The organism is Amycolatopsis tucumanensis (assembly GCF_021654135.1).
In the GTDB taxonomy this organism is placed as follows: domain Bacteria; phylum Actinomycetota; class Actinomycetes; order Mycobacteriales; family Pseudonocardiaceae; genus Amycolatopsis_E; species Amycolatopsis_E tucumanensis.
The window spans coordinates 8,010-31,681 of the sequence record NZ_JAKGSD010000078.1 but is presented as its reverse complement, the minus strand read 5'-3'; the positions used below and the strand labels follow the sequence as shown (position 1 = coordinate 31,681).

Here is a 23,672-nt window from a genome sequence, read left to right as displayed (position 1 = left end):
CTGAAAGATCGGGTTCGGGAGGGCTCAATCGGGGCGTAGCGAAGCGAAGCCGGCGCAGTAGAAACCCGCGTAGCGCCCGAGCCATCTCGATCAGTGAAACGCCCCCCTTGACGCCCCGCCCGCACAACTGGACCATCCGACCCCACGTCCAGCGGAACCCCACTTCCGCGATGTGGAATCGAGGTCGGCATGTTCGTGCAGGAGCTCGCCCCGCTAGCCGGTTCACTCGGCCTGTCCGCGCTGGTCGCGGCACTCCCACTGGCCACCGTCCTCGTCCTGCTGGGCGTGGTCCGGATGAAGGCCCACCAGGCCGGCCTGATCGGCCTGGCCGTCGCCCTCATCGTCGCCGTCACGATCTTCGGCATGCCGATCGGGCAGGCGATCTCCAGCGGTTTCCAGGGCGCCGCGTTCGGCCTCTTCCCCATCATGTGGATCGTCGTCAACGCGCTGTGGATCTACCGGATCACCGTGCGCACCGGCCACTTCGACGTGCTCCGCCGGTCGTTCGGCCGGGTCTCCGACGATCCCCGCATCCAGGCGCTGATCATCGCGTTCTGCTTCGGCGCGCTGATGGAGGCGCTGGCCGGCTTCGGCGCGCCGGTCGCGATCAGCTCGGTGATGCTGGTGGCGCTCGGGTTCACCCCGGTGCGGGCGGCGGTCGTCGCGCTGGTCGCCAACACCGCGCCGGTCGCGTTCGGCGCCATGGGCACCCCGGTCGTCACCCTCGCGCAGGTCACTGGGCTGCCGCTGGACACCGTGTCGTCGATCGTGGGCCGCCAGACGCCGATCCTGGCGTTGTTCGTGCCGCTGCTGCTGGTCTTCATCGTGGACGGGCGTCGCGGGCTGCGGGAAACGTGGCTGCCCGCGCTGGTGTGCGGCGTGGCGTTCGGGGTGGTGCAGTTCGCTGCCGCCAACTACGTTTCCGCGCAGCTCGCCGACATCGGCGCCGCGCTCGCCGGCGCCGCGGCACTGGTCGCGTTGCCCGCCGCCCGGAAGCCGGCCCGCGAAGAGGTCCGGACCGCCGTGCTCACCGGTGTGGCCACCGAAACGCTGGACCGGCCGGAGGACCGCGGCGAGGTCGTCCGCGCCTACCTGCCGTACGGGCTGATCATCGTGATCTTCTCGATCGGCCAGCTGCCGCCGGTCAAGCGGCTGCTCGACGCGGCGACGTGGAAGTTCGACTGGCCCGCCCTGTCGGTGGCGAACTCGGCGGGCAAACCGGTGTCCGGCAACACGTTCTCGGTGCCGTTCCTGAGCACCGGCGGCACGCTCGTGTTGGTCGCGGGCGTCCTGACCGCGGTGTTCCTGCGGGTCCGCGCCCGGGACGCGGTCCGCGAGTGGGGCGGCACGGTGCACGAGCTGCGGTTCGCCATCCTGACCGTGACGAGCGTGCTCGCGCTGGCCTACGTGATGAACTTGTCCGGCCAGGCCACCACGATCGGCTACTTCATCGCGGGCGCGGGCGCCGGCCTGGCGTTCCTGTCCCCGGTGCTCGGCTGGTTCGGCGTGGCGGTCTCGGGTTCGGACACCTCCGCCAACGCCCTGTTCGGCGCGCTCCAGGTGACCGCGGCGCACCAGGCCGGGCTGTCGCCCGAACTGCTCGCCGCGGCCAACTCCTCGGGCGGCGTGCTCGGCAAGATGATCTCCCCGCAGAACCTGAGCATCGCGTGCGCGGCGGCGATGCTGCCGGGCGAAGAGGGCACGCTGTTGCGCAAGGTGCTGCCGTGGAGCGTGGGACTGCTGCTCGTGATGTGCCTGATCGTGGTGGCGCAGGCGAGCTTCCTCAGCGGGATGCTGCCGTGAGCTCCGGGCGCGTGACCGCGGCGCGGTGCCAGCTCCACCAGCCGTGCACGACCAGCGCCGCGAACACGAGGTAGACCGCCGCGGAGAAGTACAGGCCCGAGGAGATCTGCAGCGGCACGCCGATCGCGTCGACGACCAGCCACACCAGCCAGAACTCGACCAGGCCGCGGCCCTGGGCGGCGAAGGCGACCAGCGTGCCGATGAAGATCGCCGCGTCCGGCCACGGCGCCCAGGAGGCGTCCAGCGCGTCGAGCACCAGCGCCATCACCACGGTGCCGACCACGAACGCGCCCGCCATCACCAGCCGCTCGACGGCCCGGCCGCTGCGCACGACCACCCCGTAGACCGGGTCGCGGCGGCGGGTCCAGGCCCACCAGCCGTAGACCGAGATCAGCAGGATCGCGACCTGCCGGGCCGCGAGCCCGCCCAGGTGCGCGGAGGCGTAGACGGCGAACAGCAGCACCGTCGCGCCGACCTGCACGGGCCAGGTCCAGAGCGTGCGCCGCTGCGCCAGGAAGACCACGGCGAGCGCGCACAGCTGGCCGACCAGCTCCGCGATGGAGATCCACTGCCCGAAAACGGACAAACCGTGCTGCAACAGAACGTGCATGGCGCCTCCCGTCTGGCCGGATCAACCTGCCACAAGCGGCGGTGATTCCCTCACCCGCAGTGAGCCCCGCAACATCATCGGAAAATTACTTGCACGATCGAGTGAGAAGACTGGCGGAAAAATATCCACAAGGTCCATAGTGGACCTACCGGTGGGGACCGGGGAGATGAGGCCGCCCGGCGCTGCGAGAACCGCGATGCGCCGGGCGGCCTCGCGTTTACCGGACGGCCGGTTAGAGTCGGTTCACCATGACCCAGACCCACGGCAGCCAGACCCACGGCAGCCAGACCAGCGGCAGGCGCCTGGCCAAGCACCACGGCCTGTCCGCGAAGACGCTGCGCAGGCTGGAGCGCGCCTCCGGGCGCCTCGCCTCGGCCAGCGTCGCCGCGATGGAGCAGCGGCTGCCGTGGTTCGGGCGGCTGCCCGCGGAGCAGCGGGCGAGCATCCTGCTGATCACCCAGACTGGCGCGGCCGGGTTCGTCGACTGGCTGCGGGATTCGCAGGAGGCGCTCAAGCTCACCACCGACGCCTTCCGCGGCGCCCCCGAGGACCTGTCCCGCTGGATCAGCCTGCGGCAGGCGGTCGGGCTGGTGCGGCTGGCGATCGAGGTGTTCGAGGAGCAGCTGCCGGAATTCGCCGCCACCGAGGCCGAGAACGCCGCGCTCACCGAGGGCATCCTCCGCTACGGCCGCGAGATCGCCTTCGCGACGGCCAACTCCTACGCCGCGGCCGCGGAGGCGCGCGGCGCGTGGGACGCCCGGCTGGAGGCGCTGGTCGTGGACGGCATCGTCCGCGGCGACGCCGAGGAGGCGGTGCTGTCGCGGGCCGCGGCGCTGGGGTGGGAGCCGTCGGCGATGGCGACCGTGCTGGCCGGCCGGCCGCCCTCGGACGACCCGCCGAGCGTGGTGTTCGAGGTGCGCCGGCTGGCCGCGCGGCTGGCACGGCCGGTGCTGCTGAGCGTCCAGGGGTCGCGGCTGATCGTGGTGGCAGGCGGCCCGACCGACGGCGACGCCAAGCAGAAGGAGGTCCTCGGCAAGCTGGCGGGCGCGTTCGGCGAGGGCCCGGTGGTGGCCGGCCCGACGGTGGACAGCCTGGCCGAGGCGCACCGCAGCGCGGCCGAGGCGCTGTCCGGGCTGCGCGCGGTGGTCGGCTGGCCGGGCGCGCCGCGGCCCGTGCGATCCTCGGACCTGCTGCCGGAACGAGCGCTCTCCGGCGACGCCGAGGCCGAGCGGCTGCTGATCGAGGAGATCGCGCAGCCGCTGGAGGCCGCCGGACCGACGATGCTGCAGACGGTGGACGAGTACCTGGAGTCCGGCGGGGTGCTGGAGACGTGCGCGAAGAAGCTGTTCGTGCACCCCAACACCGTGCGCTACCGGCTGCGCCGGGCGGCCGAGCTGACCGGCCGCAACGCCACCGAACCGCGGGACGCGCTGGTGCTGCGGGTGGCCCTGACCGTGGGACGGCTGGCCAGGGCACGCGGCCTCTGGTGACCGGTCTCACTTCCGGCCTGCCCGGAACCGACAACACATCAGCGCTGCATGCGGGCCCGCGGGCGCCATTTTTGTAGGCTCCCTACAAGATCGCCGCTCCGACTTGGTGAACGGCGGCATCCCGGGCCCGCCGGGGAAGCATGTTCCCTAGAGGCGTGACAGCAGTGCTCGCTCCCGGACAGGGCTCCCAAGCGCCCGGCATGTTCTCCCCCTGGCTCGAACTCGACGGCACCCGCGAGAAGCTCGCGCGCTGGTCCGAGCGAACCGGGCTCGACCTGGTCCACCTCGGGACCGAGGCCGACGCCGAGACCATCCAGGACACCGCGATCACGCAGCCGCTGATCGTCGCGCTCTCGCTGCTGGCCTTCGACGCCCTTGGCGACGTCCCGGACGACACTCCGGTCGCCGGCCACTCCGTCGGCGAGCTGGCGGCCGCCGCCGCGGCGGGTGTGCTCACCGCCGAGGACGCCGTCGCGCTGGCCGCCGTGCGCGGCGCCGAGATGGCCAAGGCGTGCGCGATCGAGCCGACGTCCATGGCGGCCGTGATGCTGGGCGACCCGGACGAGGTCGTCGCGTGGCTGGAGGGCCACGGCCTGACCGCGGCGAACCGCAACGGCGCCGGGCAGATCGTCGCCTCCGGCGCGAAGGACGCCATCGAGCGCATCGTCGCCGAGCCCCTCGAAGGCACGAAGGTCCGGCCGCTGAAGGTCGCCGGCGCCTTCCACACCTCCTACATGGCCCCCGCCGAGGAGGCCCTGCGCGCGCACGCCGCGTCGATCACGCCGAAGGACCCGGTCCGCCCGCTGCTGTCCAACGCCGACGGCACCGTGGTCACCAGCGGCGCCGAGTACCTGGAGCGGCTGATCAAGCAGGTCACCCGCCCGGTCCGCTGGGACCTGACGATGGACGGCCTGGTCGAGCTGGGCGTCACCGCGACGGTCGAGCTGCCGCCCGCGGGCACCCTGACCGGTCTGGTCAAGCGCCAGCTCAAGGGCACGGTCACGCAGACCGTCGCACTCAAGACCCCCACCGACCTGCCCGCCGCGAAGGAGATCCTGTGAGCCCGGTGTTGCGCCAGAAGCAGGGCCCGGCCGCCACCCGGATCCTGGGCGTCGGCAGCTACCAGCCGGACCGCGTCGTCACCAACGACGACCTGTCCCAGATCATGGAGACCAACGACCAGTGGATCCGTGAGCGGGTCGGCATCATCGAGCGCCGCTTCGCCGAGAAGGACGAGCTGCTGGTCGACATGGCGGTCAAGGCGGGCAACGCCGCGCTCACCGACGCGGGCCTGCAGCCGTCCGATGTGGACACCGTGATCGTGCCGAACTGCACGATGCCCGCGCCCATCCCGAACGCGGCCGGTCAGGTCGCCGACCGGATCGGCGTGAAGGCGGCCGGCGCGTTCGACCTCAACGCCGCGTGCGCCGGGTTCTGCTACGGCCTCGGCGTCGCCTCCGACCTGATCCGCGCCGGCTCGGCGGGCAAGGTGCTGGTGATCGGCGCGGAGAAGCTGACCGACGTGGTCGACCCGGTGGACCGCGCGAACGCGATCATCTTCGCCGACGGCGCGGGTGCCGCGGTGGTCGGTCCGTCCGACGAGCCGGGCATCGGGCCGGTGTCGTGGGGCAGCGCGGGCGACCTGGTCGACACGATCTACATGCGCGACCACAAGTACATCTACCAGGAGGGCCAGTCGGTCTTCCGGTGGGCGACCACGCAGATCGCGCCGATCGCGTTGAAGGCGGTCGAGCTGGCCGGGCTGGAGCCGTCGGACATCGACGTGCTCATCCCGCACCAGGCGAACCTGCGGATCGTGGACGCGATCGCCAAGCGGCTCAAGGCCAAGGGCGCGCGGGAGGACCTGGTCGTCGCCGACGACATCAAGTTCTCCGGCAACACCTCGTCCGCGTCGATTCCCATGGCGCTGGACCACATGCGGAAAGCGGGCACCGTCAAAACGGGTGACGTGGTGCTGATGGTTGGATTCGGCGCGGGCCTGTCCTACGCCGGACAGGTCGTCATCTGCCCGTGATACCACTATCGCCGGCAGGCGCGGGCCTGCCGGTGTCGAACCCCCAGAAAGGAAACACCATCGTGGCGGACAAGCAGGAGATCCTCAGCGGCCTCGCGGAGATCGTCGAGGAGGTCGCGGGTGTCGCGCAGGACGACGTGAGCCTGGAGAAGTCCTTCGTCGACGACCTGGACATCGACTCGCTGTCGATGGTGGAGATCGCGGTGCAGGCCGAGGACAAGTTCGGGGTCAAGATCCCGGACGACGAGCTGGCCAACCTGAAGACCGTCGGCGACGCGGTGGACTACGTCGCCGCGAACGCCAAGTAAGCACGAGCTGAATTCTTCGTCTGAACCTCGGGGAGACTCCTCATGAGCAACATCGACGTCGTGATCACCGGGATCGGCGCGACGACGCCACTCGGCGGGGACGTCGCGTCCACGTGGGAGGGCTTGCTCGCCGGCCGCAGCGGCATCCGGCGGATCGAGGCCGACTGGGTCGAGAAGTTCGACCTGCCGGTCAAGATCGGCGCCACGCTCGCCGAGGATCCGGCGGAGAAGCTGCCGCGCGTGCAGGCGCGCCGGCTGGACCGGTGTGAGCAGATCGCGCTCATCGCCGCCCGGCAGGCGTGGGCCGACGCCGGTTTCGAGCAGCCCGGCGACGAGCGCACGGACGTCGACCCGGACCGGCTCGGCGTGTCCATCGGCACCGGCATCGGCGGGCCGCTGACGCTGCTGGCGATGGACGACCTGCTCGAGCAGGAGGGCATCCGGAAGGTCTCGCCGCTGACCGTGCCGATGCTGATGCCGAACGGGCCTGCCGCGCACGTCGGCATCGACCTCAAGGCCAGGGCCGGGGTGCACTCGCCGGCTTCGGCGTGCGCCTCCGGCGCCGAGGGCATCGCCAACGGCTACCAGATGATCCAGAACGGGCGGGCCGACGTCGTGGTGGCGGGTGGTGCGGAGTCCTGCATCCACCCGATCACCGTGGCCGGTTTCGCGCAGGCCCGGACGGTGTCGACGCGCAACGACGAGCCCGAGCGCGCGTCGCGCCCGTTCGACACCGACCGGGACGGGTTCGTGCTCGGTGAGGGCGCCGGTGTGGTCGTCCTGGAGCGGGAGGACCGGGCGAAGGCCCGCGGCGCGCGGATCTACGGGCGGCTGGCCGGGTACGGCATCACCTCGGACGCGCACCACATCACCGGCAACCACCCGGAGGGCATCGGCCAGATCGCCGCGATGGCGAACGCGATGACGATGGCGGGGCTGACGTCGGCGGACGTGGGGCACGTGAACGCCCACGCGACGTCCACGGTGGTCGGCGACATCGGCGAGGCCGCCGCGATCCGCAAGGCCGTCGGTGAGCACCCGGTGGTGACGGCGCCGAAGTCCGCGCTGGGTCACCTGGTCGGTGGCGCGGGGGCGGTCGAGGGCATCCTCACGCTGCTCTCGATCTACCACGGTCTGGTGCCGCCGACGCTGAACCTGGAGAACCTCGACCCGAAGGTCGGGCTCGATGTCGTGGCGGGTGAGCCGCGGAAGGTCGAGCTGACCGCGGCGCTGAGCAATTCGTTCGGCTTCGGCGGTCACAACACGGCGCTGCTGTTCACGGGCGCCTGAGTTTCGCTGGTATTGGGAGAACCCCGGCCCTTGGTGGCCGGGGTTTTCTCGTGTGTGCGGTCAGCAGCGGGAGAGTTCGGGGGTGGTGGAGCCGGTGACGGTGTCCACCTTCCAGGCGCCGGATTCCAGGGTCAGCGGGAGCACGAGGCGCCAGTGCACGCAGGGTTCCGGGAGTTCGGCCGGGGCGTCCTTGACGTCCTGGGTGCTGGTGAAGCCGACGAGGGCGCGGAGCTCGTCGTCGGCGACCGGGTCGATGCGGTAGACGAGGATGCTGCCGTCCCTCGTCGTGCGGTAGTCGTTGAGCCAGGTGCTCTTCGACTTGGCCTGGACGCGCTCGCGGGTGACGGCCGATTTCCACAGCTCGTAGTCGCGGTTGTTGATCGAGTCGAAGTACGTCTGGAGCAGCGCGCGGACCGTGGTGTTCTGCGGGTGCGCCGCGGCGTCCGGGGTGAGCTCGACGGTGCCCGGCCCCGGCTGCTGCGCGAGCGGCCGGGCCGTCGACGACTGGGCGAGGATCGCGTCCGGGGCCGCTTCGGGCAGCCGGTACAGCTCGCGGGCCAGCAGACCCCCGCCGACCATGATCGACACCACGACGATGACGACGGGCACCAACCATCGCGGCGGTGCTGCGGGAGGCGCCGGCATGGCTGTCACATCGGCAGCGTAGTGGTGATCGTTACCGAGTGCTGTCTTTTGTGCGGAGTGGGCTGGGGTGGTTGGGCCGGGTAGGTGAAGGGGCTCGGCTGTTGTGGGGGGTGTTGTGGCTGGGGTGGGTGCGGGTGGTTACGGCGGTGGGGGTTGGGTTCGGGGTTGGTGGGGCTTGGGTTCGGGGTGGGTGCAGGTGGTGACGGCGGTGGGGCTTGGGTTCGGGGTGGGGCTTGGGTTCGCGGGCGGGGTTTGGTTCGGGCGGGTTGGTTCGGGGCCGGAGTTGGTTCGATGAACGGCCCGTTCATCGCCGCACCACTGGGCACCTCGCGCGGCTACGCGACGCAAGGCATGAACGGCCCACTCATCACCGCACGACTGGACACCTCACGCGGCGCAAGGCATGAACGGACCATCCATCACCACACGACCGGCCACCTCGCGCGGGCCGAAGCCAGGAACGGTCCGTTCATCGGCGCGCGAGCGGACACCTCGCTGGGCGAAGCAATGAATGGACCGTTCATCGCCACGCGACTGGGCATCTCACGCGGCTACGCGGCGCAAGGCATGAGCGGCCCCTTCATCGCCGCACGACTGGACACCTCACGCGGGCCGAAGCGATGAACGGTCCGTTCATCGCAACACGAGTGGGCACCTCACCGCGCACCGCGCCGAAGCGCCGAGCACCGCTGGGCACCTCACCGCTGGGCACCTCACCGCGCACCAAGCACCAAGCACCAAGCACCAAGCACCAAGGCAGCCAACCAAAGCCACCCAAAGCCACCCACCCGACTCGCCCGAAGACTCACCCCACCCGGTGCAGCCAGGTGACCGGAGCCCCGTCCCCGGCGTGCCGGAACGGCTCCAGCGCCTCGTCCCAGCTCGAAGCCAGCAGCTCGTCGAGCTTGTGCGCCAGCTGCTCCCCCGCACGACAGGTCGCCACGAGGGTGCGCAGCTGGTCTTCCCCGACGACGATGTCTCCGTTGGCGCTCGTCCGCCCGCGCCACAGTCCCAGCCCGGGCACGTAGCAGAACCGCTCGCCGTCGACGCCGGCGCTCGGCTCCTCGGTCACCTCGAAGCGCAGCATCGGCCACGCCTTGAGACCGGCCGCCAGCTTGGCGCCGGTTCCGGCGGGCGCGCTCCACGTGCACTCGGCGCGAAGCTGCCCTGGAGCGGCGGGTTGCGCCGTCCACTTCAGATCCACTCGGGTACCCAGGGTGCCCGAAATCGCCCACTCGACGTGCGGGCACACCGCAGACGGCGACGAGTGGACGTAAACCACGCCACGGGTGCTCACTGCTGACCTCCGCTACTCGACGAGGGGCGTCTTCCCCTACGACCTCGCGAGCTCGGAGCCTGCGTTCAAGCATCCCTGCCGTGACTGCCCATATTGTGCACCCCGGCGATGGCATTTCGCCACAGGAACCTCAGATGTCGCACGACCACCACTGGACGGAAAGCCGTCAGGCCCCGGCGAGCGCCCCCACGGCGGCGACCGTGTCGACCAGCCCGGCACCCTTGTCGAAGCTCGAACCGCCCTGGTACGGCGCGCCGTCACTGTACTTGTACGCCGTCGACTTGATCGCGGCCTCGATCTCGCCCGGCGTGGCGTCCGGCCGGGACTGGAACAGCTGCGCCACGATGCCGGTGATCTGCGGCGTCGCCATCGAGGTGCCGCTGATCACGTTGTACGTGCCGAGATCGAGCATCCCCGGCCCGTTCGACGGCTGCAACCCCGTCGCGCAGATCACCAGGTACGGCCGGCACGCGGACAGGATGTTCTCGCCCGGCGCGGACACGTCCGGCCACGTCGACGGGTCCGACGCGAGCCCCCGCGAGGAGAAGTCCGACACGGTCCCGTCGCGCGTCCCGGTGCCCTGGTCGTTGTAGGAGGCCACCGAGATCACGCCGGGCGTCGGGTCCTTGCCCGGCGGGTTCGACAGGTCCGCCGAGCCGTCCCCGCCGTCGTTGCCGTTCGCCCACACCGTCACGACCCCTTCGGCCGCGAGCGCGCGCTGCAGCTTGACCGTCGCCGACTCCGGGTCGAACTCGCCGCCGCCGCTCGGGCCGTACGAGTTGTTGATCACCTTGATCGGCGGGCACACCGTCGCCGGCACCCCGGCCCCGCACGGCGCGGCGTGGTTCTCCAGCACCCAGTTCAGGGCGGCGTCCGTGCCCAGCACCAGGATCGCCAGTCCGGTCGAGATCGACACGATCTTCGCCCCCGGCGCCGAACCGCCTACGGACGAACCGTCGGCCAGCGTGTACGGCGCGCCCGCCGCGATCCCGGCGACGTGGGTGCCGTGCCCGCCGAGCGCGGTCGCGTCGGTGTCGACCGAGGTGGGCACGTCGACGATGCACGAGGTGGTGGTGCCGTCGAGGCACAGGCTCTTCAGGTTGCGCACCACGCGGGTCGACCCGTCGGCGCCGCGGAACGCCGGGTGCGTCGGGTCGATGCCGGTGTCAATGATCGCCACGGACACCCCGCGCCCGTCCAGCGGAGCACCGTCCGCGCCGGTCAGCGTGGTGCGTGCTTCGGCGCTGCGGGTCGCGGTCGTGCCGGACGAGCCGAACGCGACGAGCGGGTCGTTGTTCTCGACGTAGGTGACGCCGGCCGCCTTGCGCACCGCGGCGACCTGCGCGGCGGTACCCGTCGCGGCGACGACGCCGATGCGCGGGAACCGGGTGATCTCCCGCATCCCGGCCGTCCGCACGGCCTGCGCGGCGGTGCCCGCGTCCGCCGCGTGCACGAGGGTCGTGACCGGGGTCAGCGCGGTCGCCGTGGTCAGCACCCGGTCCAGCGTGTCCGACACCGGCGCGAGCGGGACCTGGGCGTTCGCCGCGGGGACGGCGCCGGTGAACGGGAGGACGAGCACGGCGGCGGCGATCGCCACCGCCCGCGTGGAGCGCCATCGCATCGGGGTCCCCTATCTCTCCAGCCGGCCCTACGATCTACTAACGAGTAGCACTCAATAGGGTGACCCCGATCACTGTCAATGATCAATTACCCGCACGGGTGTGCCCGAAAGCAGACACCTTCCGCGAGTGATTTTCACACCATCGAGGGTCAGCGACTGCACAGCGCGCTAGCGTAAGCGCGCACGTGAACGGGACCGGGGAGGTGCGAGGTGCGGCTGATCCGCCTGGAACGACAGCCCTCGCGCGTCGCCGACGACGTGCGGGCCGCGCTCGCCGCGCTCGGCCGCGGGGACGACTTCGCGGGCGGAATCGCGCTGGCCGGGGCCCGGCCGCTGCCGAACCGGCCGCCGGCCGAGGCGGTCGTCGTCCTGCCGACCGTCGTCCTGGTCGTGATCGGCGTCGACCTGCCGGACCCGGCGATCCGCCTCGAAGCGCCCCTGACCGGCCAGTGGAAGGCCGACGGCTGGCCACTCGTCGCCGACGGGGACGTCGTCAACCCCGCGGCGGACGCCCTCGCGCTCGCCGACGCCGTCATCGAGCGGCTGCGCCCGGACGTCCCGGAACATCTGCCGATCGCCACGATCCTCGCCGTCGGGCCGTTCGTCGAGGAGATCGAGCAGCCGCCCGCCGACCTCGCCGGCAACGTCCGCGTCCTGTTCCCGACGCAGAACAGCCTGCTCGCGGCCATCGCGTCGCTGACTCCCGCGCCATGGCCGTGCACCCCGGCGCAGGCCCGCGCCCTGATCGGCAAGCTCGCCCCGGACACCGGTCTCACCGACGACGACCTGGCCGCGGAAGGCTTCACGGTCACGGAGGAGTCGGCGACGGTGAAGCTGGCGCCGGTCAAACCCCGCCCCCGGCGGCACCGCCAGGCCGAACCCGCCGCCGTGCCGCCGATCGTCCCGCCCGCCGAGGTGACGATGCCGGTGCCCCGGATCGCCGCGGCCGCGCCCGTGCGCGCGATCCCGGCTTCCGCGCCCGTGCCGTGGCGGCCGGTCGCGGCGATCGCGGTGGCGCTGGTGCTGCTGGCCGTCGTGCTCGTGCTGGTCACGACCGGCGGGGACGACGAACCGGCGACCGCATCCGCGCCGACCACCGCGGTCACTCCCGCGCCACAGGCTGTGGCGGGCATCGAGTTCACCAAGCGCGCGTCCGGCACGGAACGCACCTGCGCCGCCCGCGCCTACGGGGACCTGCAGGCGCGGTTGCAGGCAAGCGGTTGCGCGGGCATGGAACGCGGCAGCTTCGAGGCCACCGTGGACGGGCGGGCGGTCGCCGTGTCGGTCGCGGTGCTCACCTTCGGCAGCGACGAACAGGCCGCGGCCTTCAAGCAGCTCGCCGACACCCCGGGCAGCGGCGGGATCGCCGATCTCGCCACGGAGACGCACCAGTGGCCGCGCGAGCCGGACACCGCGGGCGCGGCGTACCAGAGCGCGATCTCCGGCCCAGCCGTCCGGCTGGTGCTGGCCGCCTACGTGGACGGCAAGTCCGCGCCGGACGACCCCGCACTGCTGCGTGCGGCGGGCGCCGCGCTGGGCGTGCGGATCAGTTAGCCGATCGCCGCGGCGAGGATCTCCTCGGCGTGGGTCCACAGCAGAGCGCCGCCCGCGCCGGGCACCACGTGACGTCGCGCGCCCGGGATCCGGGAGGTGAGCAGCGCGCCGAGGTCCGGTGAGTGCACGCGGTCCCGATCGCCGAACCACACCTGCACCGGCACCCGGATCGCGGCCCAGTCCAGCTGCCACCGCGACATGGCGATGATCGTGTCGGTCGCGTAGCCCGTGCCGTCGTTCGCGAACCCCTCCCGCAGAGCCGCGCGGTACCGGGCCAGGAACACCGGGTCCTGGTACACCTCGCGGTCGGCCGGATCCGCGCCGTCCAGCACCATCCGTTCCATCCCACCGGGGCCGAGCCGGGCAAAGAACTCCCGCGCGGCCGCCGGGTCCTCCCGCACCTGGGTGACGACGTCCCGCACCTGGGTGACGACGTCCCGCACCGGGCCGGGCAACTGCGCGAACACCCGGGGATCGTCGACCTCGTCGGCCGGGGACACCAGCAGCAGCCGGGACGCGATCCCGTGCTCGGCGGCCGCGAGCCCGAAGACCGCGGCCTGCGAGTTCGCCACGACCGGCACCGGCCCGCCGAGCCGCGTCACGAGTGCGGCGAGGTCGGCGGCGGTAGACGCCGCAGACCGGTGCGGGTCGGGTGTCGAGGCGCCGATGCCGGGGCGGTCCACGGTCACCAGCCGGACCCGGGACCCGTCACCGAAGACCATCGACCGGCCGGTCGCGGCGCCGGCCAGGAACAGGACCGGCGGGCCGTCCCCGGGCCCGGTCTCGGACCAGGCGAGGACCCGGCCGCCGGGGAGCGGCAGCTCATGATCAACGCGCACACGCGAAGCGTCGGCCAGGGCTGCCCTTCCCGCAACCGGTTTTCAGAGCCCGTACTCCTCCAGCAGCCGCAGCCACACCTCGCTGATCGTGGGGAACGACGGGACCGCGTGCCACAGCCTGCCCAGGGGCACCTCGCCTGCGATGGCGATGGTCGCCGAGTGCAGCAGCTCCGCGACGTCCTGGCCGACGAACGTGACGCCGACGAGCACCTCGCGCTCGGTGTCGGCGATCATCCTGGCCTTGCCCGCGTAGCCGTCCGCGTGCAGCGACGACCCCGCGACGGCGATGTCGATGTCGACCACCCGGTGCGGCGCGCCCGATTCCGGCTCGGTCAGGCCGACCGACGCGACCTCCGGGTCGGTGAACACGACCTGCGGCACCGCATGGTGGTCGGCGGTGGCGCTGTGCTTGCCCCACGGGCGGGTGTCCACCGGCTTGCCCGTGGCCCGCGCGGAGACCACGTCGCCGACCACGCGGGCGGCGTACTTGCCCTGGTGCGTCAGCAACGCGCGGCCGGTGACGTCGCCCGCCGCGTACAGCCACTCGCCGTCCACTTCGGACACCAGGCCGCTGTCGTCGACGGTGAGCGGCTTGGCCGGGGCGAGACCGATGACCTCCAGGCCGAGGTCGTCGGTGGCCGGACGCCGCCCGGTCGCGACGAGCACCTGGTCGGCCGTGACGACCGCGCCGCCCTTGAGCTCCAGCCGGGCGGCACCGTCCACTCGGGACGCTCGCTCCAGTCCGGAGCCGGTGTGCACGCGCACACCGTCGGCCCGCAGGCCCTCCGCGACGGCGTCACCGGCGAAGTCCGGGTACCGGGGCAGCGGGCGCGGGCCGGTGACGATGAGGTCCACCTGCGCACCGAGGCGGGCCCAGGCCTGCGCCATCTCGACGCCGACCACCCCGCCGCCGACGACGGCCAGCCTGCCCGGCACCGTGCTGCTGGACGTGGCTTCGCGGGATCCCCACACCGGCACCTCGTCCAGGCCCGGGATGGGCGGCGTCTTCGGCACGCTGCCGGTACAGACCACCACGGCGTGCCGCGCCCGCAGGACCCGGCCGCCGTCCACAGTGATCTCGCGCTCACCGGTGATGCGGCCGCGGCCGCGGATCGTCGTGATGCCCGCGCCGCGCGCCCACTCGACCTGACCGGTGTCGTCGCCCTTGCCGGTGAAGTAGTCGCGGCGTTCGAACACCGCCGCCGGGTCGAGCGCTTCACCCACCGGAACGCCGGGCAGCCGCCGGGCCGCGGCGAGCGCGTTTCCCGGTCGCAGCAAGGCTTTGCTCGGAATGCAGGCCCAGTAGGAGCACTCGCCCCCGAACCGTTCCTGCTCGACCAGCGCGGTGGACAGGCCGCCCTTGACCGCCCGGTCCGCCGCGTTCTCCCCCACTGGTCCGCCACCGATCACGATGACGTCAAAAGTCTCCTCGGACATGGGTCACAGCGCACACCAGCCCGGCGCCCGGCGCAAGTGGGGCGGGTATTCTCAGCGGCAAATCGTAAGTACTGGAGGTTATCGGTGGCGAAGAACACCGCGGTGCAACTACTGGACGACCTGAACGGCGAACCGGCCGCGGAGACGGTGCGGTTCGGCCTGGACGGCGTCGAGTACGACATCGACCTCTCGGACTCGAACGCGGGCAGCCTGCGCGAGCTGCTGGCCACCTACGTGCAGGCGGGCCGCCGCACGGGTGGCCGCAAGCGCCCGCCGCGCCGCCTCGCCCCGGCGAAGCGCACGCGCCGCACGGCGAACTCCAGTGCCGCGGCCGCGCGGAAGGCCGCGGAGTCCCCGGCGAAGAGCACCCGCGCGACGGGCGCTGCCGAGGCGAAGGCTGCCGGTGCTGTTGGGAAGCGCACGGCGGCCGCGGGCAAGACCACGAAGGCGGCCAGCGCTGCCAAGGGCAAGACGGCGGCGGCTGCCGAGGCCACCACGCCCAAGCCGGCCACGCGGCGCAAGGCCACCGCGGCGGCGCCGAAGACCACCGCTGCCAAGGGCAAGAAGGCGGCGGCTGCCGAGGCCACCACGCCGAAGCCGGCGACCCGGCGCAAGGCCACTCCGGCGCCGAAGACCACCACGAAGGCCGCGGCGAACACCAAGAAGACCACGCCCGCCGCGAAGCCGTCCCGCGCCAAGGCGAAGGCCACCGAGGCCGCGCCCGCCAAGGCGAACGCTGCCAAGACCGCGCCCGCCAAGGCGAAGGCCGCCGAGGCCGCGCCCGCGAAGGTGAAGGCCACCGAGACCGCAACCGCCAAGGCCGCGCCCGCCAAGGCGAAGGCCGCCGAGACCGCAACCGCCAAGGCGAACGCTGCCAAGACCGCGCCCGCCAAGGCGAAGGCCGCCGAGGCCGCGACCGCGAAGGTGAAGGCCACCGAGACCGCAACCGCCAAGGCCGCGCCCGCGAAGGAGAACGTGACCGCCAAGAAGCCGGCCACCAAGAAGGTCGCGCCGGCGGAGAAGGCGCCGCGCAAGAGCGTGCGGAAGGCACCGCCCGTGGTGTTCTCCGCGGCCACGAACTGAGCCGGACATCCCGCGCCGGGGCGCTCCAGCAAAGCGCCCCGGCAACTGACCGGGACGTCCGGCGCCACGGCGGCGAGACGCCGCAGACCCCAGCGGCATCAACCATCTACCGCGACGCCCCGGTCGCACTCGGCGAGGGCCGTAGGTCCCTACGGCCCTCCCGCCGCCGGGCGCTCCGATCGTCCCGGTCGCTGACCGCGCCAACCTGGCGCCAGGGCGCGCTCAGCGATGCCGCAGATCTCAGCAGCCGTCAAGCATTCCCGCCGCCGGGGCGCTCCAGCAAAGCGCCCCGGCATGATTCCCGCGGGCCCGGACTCACCGGTCGATGCCGAGGTGCTCCCGCAGCGTGGTGCCGCTGTAGTCGGCGCGGAAGACGCCCCGCTCCTGCAACAACGGCACCACCTTGTCCGCGAACGGGTCCAGCCCGCCGGGCGTCACGTGCGGCACCAGGATGAACCCGTCGCTCGCGTCCTCCTGCACGTACGTGTTGATCGCCTCCGCGACCGTCTCCGGGGAGCCGACGAACGTCTGCCGTCCGCTGACCTCGACCACCAGGTCCCGGATCGACAGGTTCTTCGCCTCCGCCAGCTCCCGCCATTGCCGCACAGTCGCCAGCGGGTCGCGGTACATGCGCGTCTGCGCGCGCCCCTTGGCCACCGCCTCCGCGCCGACCGCCGGCTCAACCTCGGGCAGCGGGCCCTCCGGGTCGTAGCCGGACAGGTCGCGGTTCCACACCTGCTCCAGGAACTTGATCGCCGTCTGGCCGCTCACCTGCTGGTACCGCACGACGTTGGCCAGCTCCTCGGCCTCCGCGTCGGTGTCGCCGAGCACGAAGGTCGCCGCGGGGAGCACCAGTAACTGGTGCGGCTCGCGCCCGTAGGCGGGCAGCCTGCGCTTCACGTCGGCGTAGAACTTCTGCCCCGCCTCCAGCGTCCCGTGTCGCGTGAAGATCGCGTCCGCCGTCGCCGCGGCGAACTCGCGGCCCTCGTCCGAGTCGCCTGCCTGCAGGATCACCGGCCTGCCCTGCGGCCCGCGCGGCACGTTGAACCGGCCCGCGATGTCGAACTGCGCGTCGTGGTGCTCGAACGCCCCCGCGCGGGCGTTGCGCAGGAACACCCCGGACGCCTTGTCCGCGGCGATGTCGTCCGCGCCCCAGGAGTCGAACAGCTCGAACGCCGTCTGCAGGAACAACTTCGCGCGCTGGTAACGCTGTTCCTCGGGCAGGTAGCCTCCGCGGCGGAAGTTCTCGCCGGTGAACGCGTCCCACGAGGTCACCACGTTCCACCCGGCGCGGCCCTCGGACAGGTGGTCGAGGCTGGCGAACTGGCGGGCCACCTCGTACGGCTCGTTGAACGTCGAGTTGATCGTCCCGGTCAGGCCGAGCCGGTCGGTGACCGCGGCGAGCGCGGCCAGCACGGTGAACGTGTCCGGGCGGCCGACCACGTCCAGGTCGTAGATCTTGCCCGCGTGCTCGCGCAGCCGCAGCCCTTCGGCGAGGAAGAAGAAGTCGAACTTGGCTCGCTCGGCCGTCCGCGCGAGGTGCGTGAACGAGGAGAACTCGATGTGGCTGCCTGCCTCCGGGGCGCTCCACACGGTCGTGTTGTTGACGCCGGGGAAGTGCGCGGCGAGGTGGATCTGCTTCATCGCGTCGCTCCTGCGTAGCGGTTGGCGGGGCGCTCCAGGCCGAGCAGGCCCCGCAGCGTGCCGGCCTCGTACTCGCGGCGGAACGCGCCGCGCTGCTGCAGTTCGGGGACGAGCCCGCGGGTGATGGCGGTCAGGTCGTGCGGCAGGGCGCCCGGACGCAGCCGGAAACCGGACAGGCCGGCGTCACGCCAGGCCAGCAGCTGGTCGGCGAGCTGGGCCGGGGTGCCGGTGAAGACCAGCGCGTCGGAAGTGAACTTGGCGCGGTCGTCCAGGCGGGCCTTGCGGTCGCGGGCGGCCTGCTCGGTCTCGTCGAGGAACACCACGACGTCGCCGAACACCAGCAGGTCCTCGCGCAGGCCGCGCACCTCCTGCCCCAGAGCGCGCGCGTCGTCGGCGTCCTGCGGGGTGAGGAACACGAGGTCGGCCGAGCGGGCGGCGAGCCGGTGGATCTCGGCGACGTGCGAGAGCACCGCGACCGGCGGCTGGCCCTGCGGCGGGCGCGGCGTGATCGACGGGCCCTTGACGCTGAAGAACCGCCCGGTGAAGTCGATGTAATGCAGCTTGTCCCGGTCGATGAACCGGCCGGTGGCGGTGTCGCGGATCTCGGCGTCGTCCTCCCAGCTGTCCCACAGCCGCCGCACGACCTCGACCCAGTCGCCGGCCTCCTCGGCCAGGTCGGGCAGCGGAACCGGGAACTCGCGGCGGCCGAAGTGCGCCGCGTCGTCGGGGCTGCTCGCGATCCGGACGCGCACACCGCCGCGCCCGGTGGACACGTAGTCGAGCGTCGCGATCGCCTTGGACAGGTGGAACGGTTCGGTGTGCGTGGCGATCGCCGTCGGCAGGAACCCGATGTGCCGGGTCAGCGGCGCGACGCGGGCGGCGATCAGCACGGCGTCCAGCCTGCCGTCCACCCGGTCGGTTCGGCCGTCCCGCGGCGCGCCCAGTGAGTCCTCGATCGTGACGAAGTCCAGCAGGCCGTGTTCGGCCTCGATCACCAGATCGGCCCAGTACCGCGGGCGGAACAGCTCGTCCGGGCGCGCGTCGGGCTCCCGCCACGCGGCCGGGTGCCAGCCCGCGCCCTCCAGTGCCACCGCGAGATGAACCATGCCTCGCTCCTTTCGCCTCCCCCGGTCCAGCGATCGGGCGGCCCGCGCTATTTCGCGTACCACCCGTTGGGACGCCTACGGTGGAGGCATGTACTCCAAGGAGATCGAGGTGAAGACCGGCGGCCGCGCCGTGGTGCACGACCTGACCAGGGAGGCCGAGGCGTTCCTGGCCGAAGCGGACGCGTCGGACGGCCTGCTGCACGTCTTCGTGCCGCACGCCACCGCGGGCCTGGCGATCCTGGAGACCGGCGCGGGCAGCGACGACGACCTGCTCGCCGCGCTGGACGAGCTGCTGCCCAGGGACAACCGGTGGCGGCACCAGCACGGCAGCAAGGGCCACGGCCGGGACCACGTGCTGCCCGCGCTGGTGCCGCCGTACGCGAGCGTTCCCGTGCTGGGCGGGTCGCCGGCGCTGGGCACCTGGCAGTCGATCTGCCTGGTGGACACCAACATCGACAACCCGGTCCGGCACGTCCGGTTCAGCTACCTCGCCGGCTGAAGCTCCGGCGCCGCCTCCACCGGCGTCGCCGGCTTCGCCCGGACGGGCCAGAGGACGACCACCAGGCCGGCGACCAGCATCGCCCCGAGCACCCAGATGCCGGTGGTCACGTCCGGCGCGTCCGGGGTGCCCTGCAGCAGGCTGCGGGTGCCCTCGGTGGAGAAGCGGAACGGTGTCCACGACCACAGCAGGGCCCGGTAGGCCGGGTTGAGCAGCTCCGGCACCTGCCCGGCGACGTTCGGCGCGAGCAGGTAGAGCGGCGCGAGGATCGCCATGGCGCGGATGCCCAGCAGGCGCAGCAACGCGGCCTGCACGGCCGCGAACGCCGCGGCGACCAGCAGGATGTAGCCGAGGACGTCCCAGCCGAGCGGCAGGGAGGAGTCCCACAGCGCGAGGAATCCGGCCGCGACGCCGGTGATCAGCACGGCGGTGACCGCGACCTGGGTGAGGCGCGCCGCGACGCCGATTCGCCGCCCGGTCCGCTCGGCGACGACGACCAGGATCGCGCCCGCGGCCAGGCTGCCGACCCAGGCGAGGATGCTCACCGCGAGCGGCGCCGTCCGGCCCGCGGGGCTCGCCGGGTGCACGGTCTCCACCCGCACCGGGGCGGACGGGGTGCCGGTGGCCTGGCTCATCGCGGTCGACAGCGCCTGCCCGGCGCCGGTGAGCGCCTGTTGCACGACCTGGGTGCCGCTCGGGTTGACAGCGCCGGACACCACCACGCCCACCTGTCCGGGCGCCAGTTCCAGCACGCCGTAGACGTCCTTGTCGTCGAGCAGCGTCCTGGCTTCGGCGGGTGTGGTGACCCGCCAGCTGAGGGCCTCGCCGCCCTGGTTCGTGAGCTGCCCGGCCGCGGCGCGCAGCTGCGGCGGAGCGTTGTCCGGCACCGCGACCGCCACCGGCAGCCCGTCCGGTTCGACCGAAGCCTGGACCCCGACGGTCAGGAATCCCAGCACCACCGCGATCACCGCACCGGCCAGGGCCGCCAGCCCGGCCACCGGCCTCCGGGATGTGCCAGCCATGGGGACCTCCCCTAAATTTCTTCGACTGTTGAATTCAACGGGAACGGTAGCCCTGCGCTCGATCGAAGTCAACGCTTGATGAATAACGGTCTTGGTAGCGTCGGCGGACGTGACGAGCAGTGCGCACCGGCTGGTGCTGTGGGACATCGACCAGACCCTCATCGACCTGCGCGGGGCGGGCCGCGGCTGGTACCGGCAGGTGCTCGAGGAGGTGACCGGCGTCTCGATGACCGCGATGCCGGACTTCTTCGGGCGGACCGAGCGCGCGATCACCGCGGAGGTGCTGACGCTGCACGGGATCGAGCCGACCGAGGAGCTGATCCAGCGGATGTGGGCGGCGCTGACCGCGGTGTCCGAGCTGGCGCTGCCGGAGCTGGCGAAGCGCGGCCTGGCGCTGCCGGGCGCGGCGACGGCGCTGGCGGGGGTGGCCGCGGCGGGCGGGGCCGTGCAGTCGCTGGTGACCGGGAACCTGCGGGAGATCGCGTGGCACAAGCTGTCCGCGTTCGGGCTGCACACGCACTTGGACTTCGAGATCGGCGGCTACGGGAACCTGTCCGCGCACCGGCCGGACCTGGTGGCGTACGCGGTCGACCGCGCCCATGCGACGCTCGGGCGCCCGTTCGAGCCCGCGTCGGTCATCGTGGTGGGCGACACGCCCCACGACATCGACGCGGCGCGTGAGCATGGCGCGATCGCCGTGGGCGTGGCGACGGGCCGGTTCGACGCGGCCGCGCTCCGAGAGGCCGGGGCGCAGGTGGTGCTGCGCGACCTCAGCGACACGAAGCTGGTGCTGGCGGCGGTCTTCGGGGAGGGCTGAGCGTCTCGGCTGGGCGCCGGGTCAGTGCGGACGCCCGCCTGGGGCGACCATGCGTGCGGCACCGCCGGTGCCGCGCGACTCGCGCTGGCCGCCGCGTTCAGCCAAAACTGACCGCCCCGACCGGGCCGCGCCAGGCAACCGCGACCTCAACGACGCCAGCTCGCACTTCGCCGCCGCGTTCGGCGGGGGCTGACACGGCAACGGGCCCGCCGCGAAAAGCGACGGGCCCGTTGCCGGAAAGGCGGTTCAGCCGCGGACGAGCTTGACCAGGTGGTCGACCACCGCGTCCACCGCGATCTCCTCGCGGTCGCCCGTCTTGCGGTCCTTCACCTCGACGACGCCCTTCGCCAGGCCGCGCCCGACCACGAGGATCGTCGGCACCCCGACGAGCTCCGCGTCGGCGAACTTGACGCCCGGCGTGGCCTTCCGGTCGTCCAGCAGGACCTCCACACCGGCCGCGTCGAGGTCGGCGGCCAGCTTCTCCGCGCCCGCCGCGATCGACTCGTCCTTGCCCGCGATCACCACGTGCACGTCGTACGGCGCGACCTCACGCGGCCACACCAGGCCCAGCTCGTCGTGGCTCTGCTCGGCGATCACCGCGACCAGGCGCGACACGCCGACGCCGTAGGAACCCATCGTGATGCGGATCGGCTTCGAGTCCGCGCCGAGCGCGTCCAGCTGGAACGCGTCGGTGTACTTGCGGCCCAGCTGGAAGATGTGCCCGATCTCGATGCCGCGCGCCGCGACCAGCGTGCCCTGCCCGTCGGGCGAGGCGTCGCCCTCGCGCACCTCGGCGGCCTCGATCGTGCCGTCCGGGTGGAAGTCGCGGCCCACGACGAGGTCGACGACGTGGTGGTCGGCCTTGTCGGCGCCGGTCACCCACGCCGTGCCGGTGACGACGCGCGGGTCGACCAGGTACCGGACCCCGTTGTCCTGCAACGCCTTCGGGCCGATGTAGCCCTTGACGAGGAACGGGTTGGCGGCGAAGTCGGCTTCTTCGAGCAGCGCGACCTCGGCCGGCTCCAGCGAAGCTTCGAGCCGCTTCTGGTCGACCTCGCGGTCACCGGGGATGCCGATGCCGAGGATCTGCCAGTCCTTCTCGCCCGGCTGGCGGATCTTCACCATCACGTTCTTCAGCGTGTCCGCGGCGGTGAAGGTGCGGCCAAGGTCGGCCTTGTCGTTGAGGTAGTCGACCAGCGTCTGGATGGTCGGCGTGTTCGGCGTGTGGTGGACCTGCGCCTGCGGTTTGTCCTCGATGGACTGAGCGGGCGGCGCGGGCGTGACGACGGCCTCGACGTTGGCCGCGTAGCCGGACGCGTTGCTGCGGACGTAGGTGTCCTCGCCCGTTTCGGCGACGGCGAGGAACTCCTCGGACGCCGAGCCGCCCATCGCGCCGGACGTCGCCGCGACGATCACGTACTCCAGGCCCAGCCGGTCGAAGATCCGGATGTAGGCGTCGCGGTGCAGCTGGTAGGAGCGGGACAGGCCGTCGTCGTCGAGGTCGAAGGAGTAGGAGTCCTTCATGACGAACTCGCGCCCGCGCAGGACGCCGGCCCGGGGGCGCGCCTCGTCGCGGTACTTGGTCTGGATTTGGTACAGGATGACCGGGTAGTCCTTGTACGAGCTGTACTCGCCCTTCACGGTGAGGGCGAACAGCTCCTCGTGCGTCGGGCCGAGGAGGTAGTCGGCGCCCTTGCGGTCCTTGAGGCGGAACAGGGCGTCGCCGTACTCGGTCCAGCGGCCGGTCGCCTCGTAGGGCTCGCGCGGCAGCAGCGCGGGGAACAGGATCTCCTGCCCGCCGATCGCGGCCATCTCCTCGCGGACGACCTCCTCGATCTTGCGCAGCACCCGCAGGCCCAGCGGCAGCCACGAGTACCCGCCCGGCGCGACCCGGCGGACGTAGCCTGCCCGCGTCAGCAGCTTGTGGCTGGGAACCTCGGCGTCGGCCGGATCCTCACGCAGCGTGCGCAGGAACAACGACGACATCCTGGTGATCACTGGGCTGCTCCTCGGTGTCGAAACGCGGTGTGAACAGGGTAGTCAGGGGCGTCCAGCGGTTTTCGGGCGGGCCGGGATTGTCGGTGGGGCGCGCTACCGTGCCGAGATGACTCTCGAACTGGGGATGGTGACCGTGGACTGCGCGGATCCACGGCAGATGGCGGCGTTCTGGTGCGCGGCGCTGGGCGTGCGGGTGGACCAGGACTGGGGCGAGTACCTGGTGCTGACGCCCGCGCGCGAGGGCGGCGTGCGGCTGGGGTTCCAGCAGGTGCCCGAGGAGCGGGCCGGGAAGAACCGGCTGCACCTGGACCTGGCGACCACCGACCGGGACGGCGAAGTGGCCAGGCTGGTCGGCCTGGGCGCGGCGAAGCTCGCGGAGCACGAGGTGCCCGGCCTGGCCTGGACGGTGCTCACGGACCCGGAGGGGAACCAGTTCTGCGTGGGCGAACCGCACTGAGTTTTCGCGGTTGCCGGCCCGGGCGCGGTGGGTTCCACGGCTGGGTCGGCAAGTTCCCGTGCGCGGGGCGGTGGGTTCCACGGCTGGGCCAGCAAGTTCCCGCGCGCGGGGCGGTGG

General features: G+C 72.3%; 22 protein-coding genes. 12 read left to right on the top strand and 10 right to left on the bottom strand.

What is annotated here, in order from left to right; translation table 11 throughout:
- Positions 1 to 189: 189 nt before the first annotated feature.
- The gene (locus tag L2C96_RS40915) at positions 190 to 1,803 is read left to right on the top strand and encodes an L-lactate permease (RefSeq protein WP_237339929.1); all 1,614 of its coding nucleotides are present in this window, start codon (positions 190 to 192) and stop codon (positions 1,801 to 1,803) included.
- Here the strand turns inward: L2C96_RS40915 and L2C96_RS40910 are convergent.
- Positions 1,784 to 2,413 (bottom strand): nicotinamide mononucleotide transporter family protein, encoded by a 630-nt coding sequence (locus L2C96_RS40910; protein WP_020422493.1) that lies wholly within the window; start codon positions 2,411 to 2,413, stop codon positions 1,784 to 1,786. The two genes, L2C96_RS40915 and L2C96_RS40910, sit on opposite strands and share 20 nt — an antisense overlap.
- Before the next feature lie 248 nt (positions 2,414 to 2,661).
- On the opposite strand from L2C96_RS40910, the gene L2C96_RS40905 reads away from it, so the two are divergent.
- The 5 genes from L2C96_RS40905 to L2C96_RS40885 all read left to right on the top strand — a co-directional run bounded on the left by L2C96_RS40905 (position 2,662) and on the right by L2C96_RS40885 (position 7,536).
- Positions 2,662 to 3,903, top strand: coding sequence for a PucR family transcriptional regulator (locus L2C96_RS40905; protein WP_020422494.1), 1,242 nt, complete (start codon positions 2,662 to 2,664; stop codon positions 3,901 to 3,903).
- A gap of 140 nt (positions 3,904 to 4,043) precedes the next feature.
- Positions 4,044 to 4,964, top strand: a complete 921-nt coding sequence (locus L2C96_RS40900; protein WP_084506215.1) for an ACP S-malonyltransferase — start codon at positions 4,044 to 4,046, stop codon at positions 4,962 to 4,964.
- Positions 4,961 to 5,938, top strand: a complete 978-nt coding sequence (locus L2C96_RS40895; RefSeq protein WP_020422496.1) for a beta-ketoacyl-ACP synthase III — start codon at positions 4,961 to 4,963, stop codon at positions 5,936 to 5,938. The genes L2C96_RS40900 and L2C96_RS40895 overlap by 4 nt, the downstream gene beginning before the upstream one ends.
- A 62-nt stretch (positions 5,939 to 6,000) precedes the next feature.
- Complete coding sequence (locus tag L2C96_RS40890; protein ID WP_017984121.1) at positions 6,001 to 6,246, top strand: acyl carrier protein; 246 nt, start codon at positions 6,001 to 6,003, stop codon at positions 6,244 to 6,246.
- 42 nt (positions 6,247 to 6,288) lie between these two features.
- Positions 6,289 to 7,536 carry a beta-ketoacyl-[acyl-carrier-protein] synthase family protein gene (locus L2C96_RS40885; RefSeq protein WP_237339928.1) on the top strand — a complete coding sequence of 416 codons (1,248 nt, stop codon included), beginning with the start codon at positions 6,289 to 6,291 and terminating at the stop codon, positions 7,534 to 7,536.
- Between the two features lie 60 nt (positions 7,537 to 7,596).
- Here L2C96_RS40885 and L2C96_RS40880 read toward each other — a convergent pair whose 3' ends face one another.
- A complete protein-coding gene (locus tag L2C96_RS40880; RefSeq protein WP_020422498.1) occupies positions 7,597 to 8,145 on the bottom strand; it encodes a hypothetical protein in 549 nt (182 codons plus the stop codon).
- A 327-nt stretch (positions 8,146 to 8,472) separates the two neighbouring features.
- Here L2C96_RS40880 and L2C96_RS40875 point away from each other — a divergent pair, with 327 nt between their 5' ends.
- Positions 8,473 to 8,805 carry a hypothetical protein gene (locus L2C96_RS40875; protein WP_237339927.1) on the top strand — a complete coding sequence of 111 codons (333 nt, stop codon included), beginning with the start codon at positions 8,473 to 8,475 and terminating at the stop codon, positions 8,803 to 8,805.
- A 181-nt stretch (positions 8,806 to 8,986) separates the two neighbouring features.
- Here the strand turns inward: L2C96_RS40875 and L2C96_RS40870 are convergent, their stop codons facing one another.
- Both L2C96_RS40870 and L2C96_RS40865 read right to left on the bottom strand, forming a co-directional pair.
- Positions 8,987 to 9,478, bottom strand: a complete 492-nt coding sequence (locus tag L2C96_RS40870; protein ID WP_027934727.1) for a DUF3145 domain-containing protein — start codon at positions 9,476 to 9,478, stop codon at positions 8,987 to 8,989.
- A 166-nt stretch (positions 9,479 to 9,644) separates the two neighbouring features.
- Positions 9,645 to 11,099, bottom strand: a complete 1,455-nt coding sequence (locus L2C96_RS40865; RefSeq protein ID WP_237339926.1) for a S8 family serine peptidase — start codon at positions 11,097 to 11,099, stop codon at positions 9,645 to 9,647.
- A gap of 210 nt (positions 11,100 to 11,309) precedes the next feature.
- Here L2C96_RS40865 and L2C96_RS40860 point away from each other — a divergent pair, with 210 nt between their 5' ends.
- Positions 11,310 to 12,653 carry a hypothetical protein gene (locus L2C96_RS40860; protein ID WP_237339925.1) on the top strand — a complete coding sequence of 448 codons (1,344 nt, stop codon included), beginning with the start codon at positions 11,310 to 11,312 and terminating at the stop codon, positions 12,651 to 12,653.
- Here the strand turns inward: L2C96_RS40860 and L2C96_RS40855 are convergent.
- Both L2C96_RS40855 and L2C96_RS40850 read right to left on the bottom strand, forming a co-directional pair.
- Positions 12,650 to 13,492, bottom strand: a complete 843-nt coding sequence (locus L2C96_RS40855; RefSeq protein ID WP_237339924.1) for an alpha/beta fold hydrolase — start codon at positions 13,490 to 13,492, stop codon at positions 12,650 to 12,652. The genes L2C96_RS40860 and L2C96_RS40855 overlap by 4 nt on opposite strands.
- Before the next feature lie 42 nt (positions 13,493 to 13,534).
- Positions 13,535 to 14,929, bottom strand: a complete 1,395-nt coding sequence (locus tag L2C96_RS40850; RefSeq protein WP_237339923.1) for a dihydrolipoyl dehydrogenase family protein — start codon at positions 14,927 to 14,929, stop codon at positions 13,535 to 13,537.
- An 84-nt stretch (positions 14,930 to 15,013) separates the two neighbouring features.
- Between L2C96_RS40850 and L2C96_RS40845 the strand changes: the two genes are divergently transcribed.
- Positions 15,014 to 16,012 carry a histone-like nucleoid-structuring protein Lsr2 gene (locus tag L2C96_RS40845; RefSeq protein WP_237339922.1) on the top strand — a complete coding sequence of 333 codons (999 nt, stop codon included), beginning with the start codon at positions 15,014 to 15,016 and terminating at the stop codon, positions 16,010 to 16,012.
- A 315-nt stretch (positions 16,013 to 16,327) separates the two neighbouring features.
- Here L2C96_RS40845 and L2C96_RS40840 read toward each other — a convergent pair whose 3' ends face one another.
- Positions 16,328 to 17,656, bottom strand: a complete 1,329-nt coding sequence (locus L2C96_RS40840) for an NtaA/DmoA family FMN-dependent monooxygenase (RefSeq protein WP_237339921.1) — start codon at positions 17,654 to 17,656, stop codon at positions 16,328 to 16,330.
- Positions 17,653 to 18,762, bottom strand: a complete 1,110-nt coding sequence (locus L2C96_RS40835) for an LLM class flavin-dependent oxidoreductase (RefSeq protein ID WP_237339920.1) — start codon at positions 18,760 to 18,762, stop codon at positions 17,653 to 17,655. Before L2C96_RS40835 ends, L2C96_RS40840 begins: the two co-directional genes overlap by 4 nt.
- A gap of 88 nt (positions 18,763 to 18,850) precedes the next feature.
- Between L2C96_RS40835 and L2C96_RS40830 the strand changes: the two genes are divergently transcribed.
- Positions 18,851 to 19,261 (top strand): secondary thiamine-phosphate synthase enzyme YjbQ, encoded by a 411-nt coding sequence (locus L2C96_RS40830; RefSeq protein ID WP_020422507.1) that lies wholly within the window; start codon positions 18,851 to 18,853, stop codon positions 19,259 to 19,261.
- Here the strand turns inward: L2C96_RS40830 and L2C96_RS40825 are convergent.
- Positions 19,246 to 20,283 (bottom strand): ABC transporter permease, encoded by a 1,038-nt coding sequence (locus tag L2C96_RS40825; RefSeq protein ID WP_308191238.1) that lies wholly within the window; start codon positions 20,281 to 20,283, stop codon positions 19,246 to 19,248. The two genes, L2C96_RS40830 and L2C96_RS40825, sit on opposite strands and share 16 nt — an antisense overlap.
- Before the next feature lie 109 nt (positions 20,284 to 20,392).
- On the opposite strand from L2C96_RS40825, the gene L2C96_RS40820 reads away from it, so the two are divergent.
- Complete coding sequence (locus L2C96_RS40820) at positions 20,393 to 21,100, top strand: HAD family hydrolase (RefSeq protein ID WP_237339919.1); 708 nt, start codon at positions 20,393 to 20,395, stop codon at positions 21,098 to 21,100.
- Positions 21,101 to 21,346: 246 nt separating this feature from the next.
- Here L2C96_RS40820 and L2C96_RS40815 read toward each other — a convergent pair whose 3' ends face one another.
- Positions 21,347 to 23,098: a proline--tRNA ligase gene (locus L2C96_RS40815; RefSeq protein ID WP_237339918.1), complete on the bottom strand. Its 1,752-nt coding sequence runs from the start codon at positions 23,096 to 23,098 to the stop codon at positions 21,347 to 21,349.
- Positions 23,099 to 23,204: 106 nt separating this feature from the next.
- On the opposite strand from L2C96_RS40815, the gene L2C96_RS40810 reads away from it, so the two are divergent.
- Positions 23,205 to 23,555, top strand: coding sequence for a VOC family protein (locus L2C96_RS40810; RefSeq protein WP_237339917.1), 351 nt, complete (start codon positions 23,205 to 23,207; stop codon positions 23,553 to 23,555).
- The last annotated feature ends 117 nt before the right edge of the window (positions 23,556 to 23,672 follow it).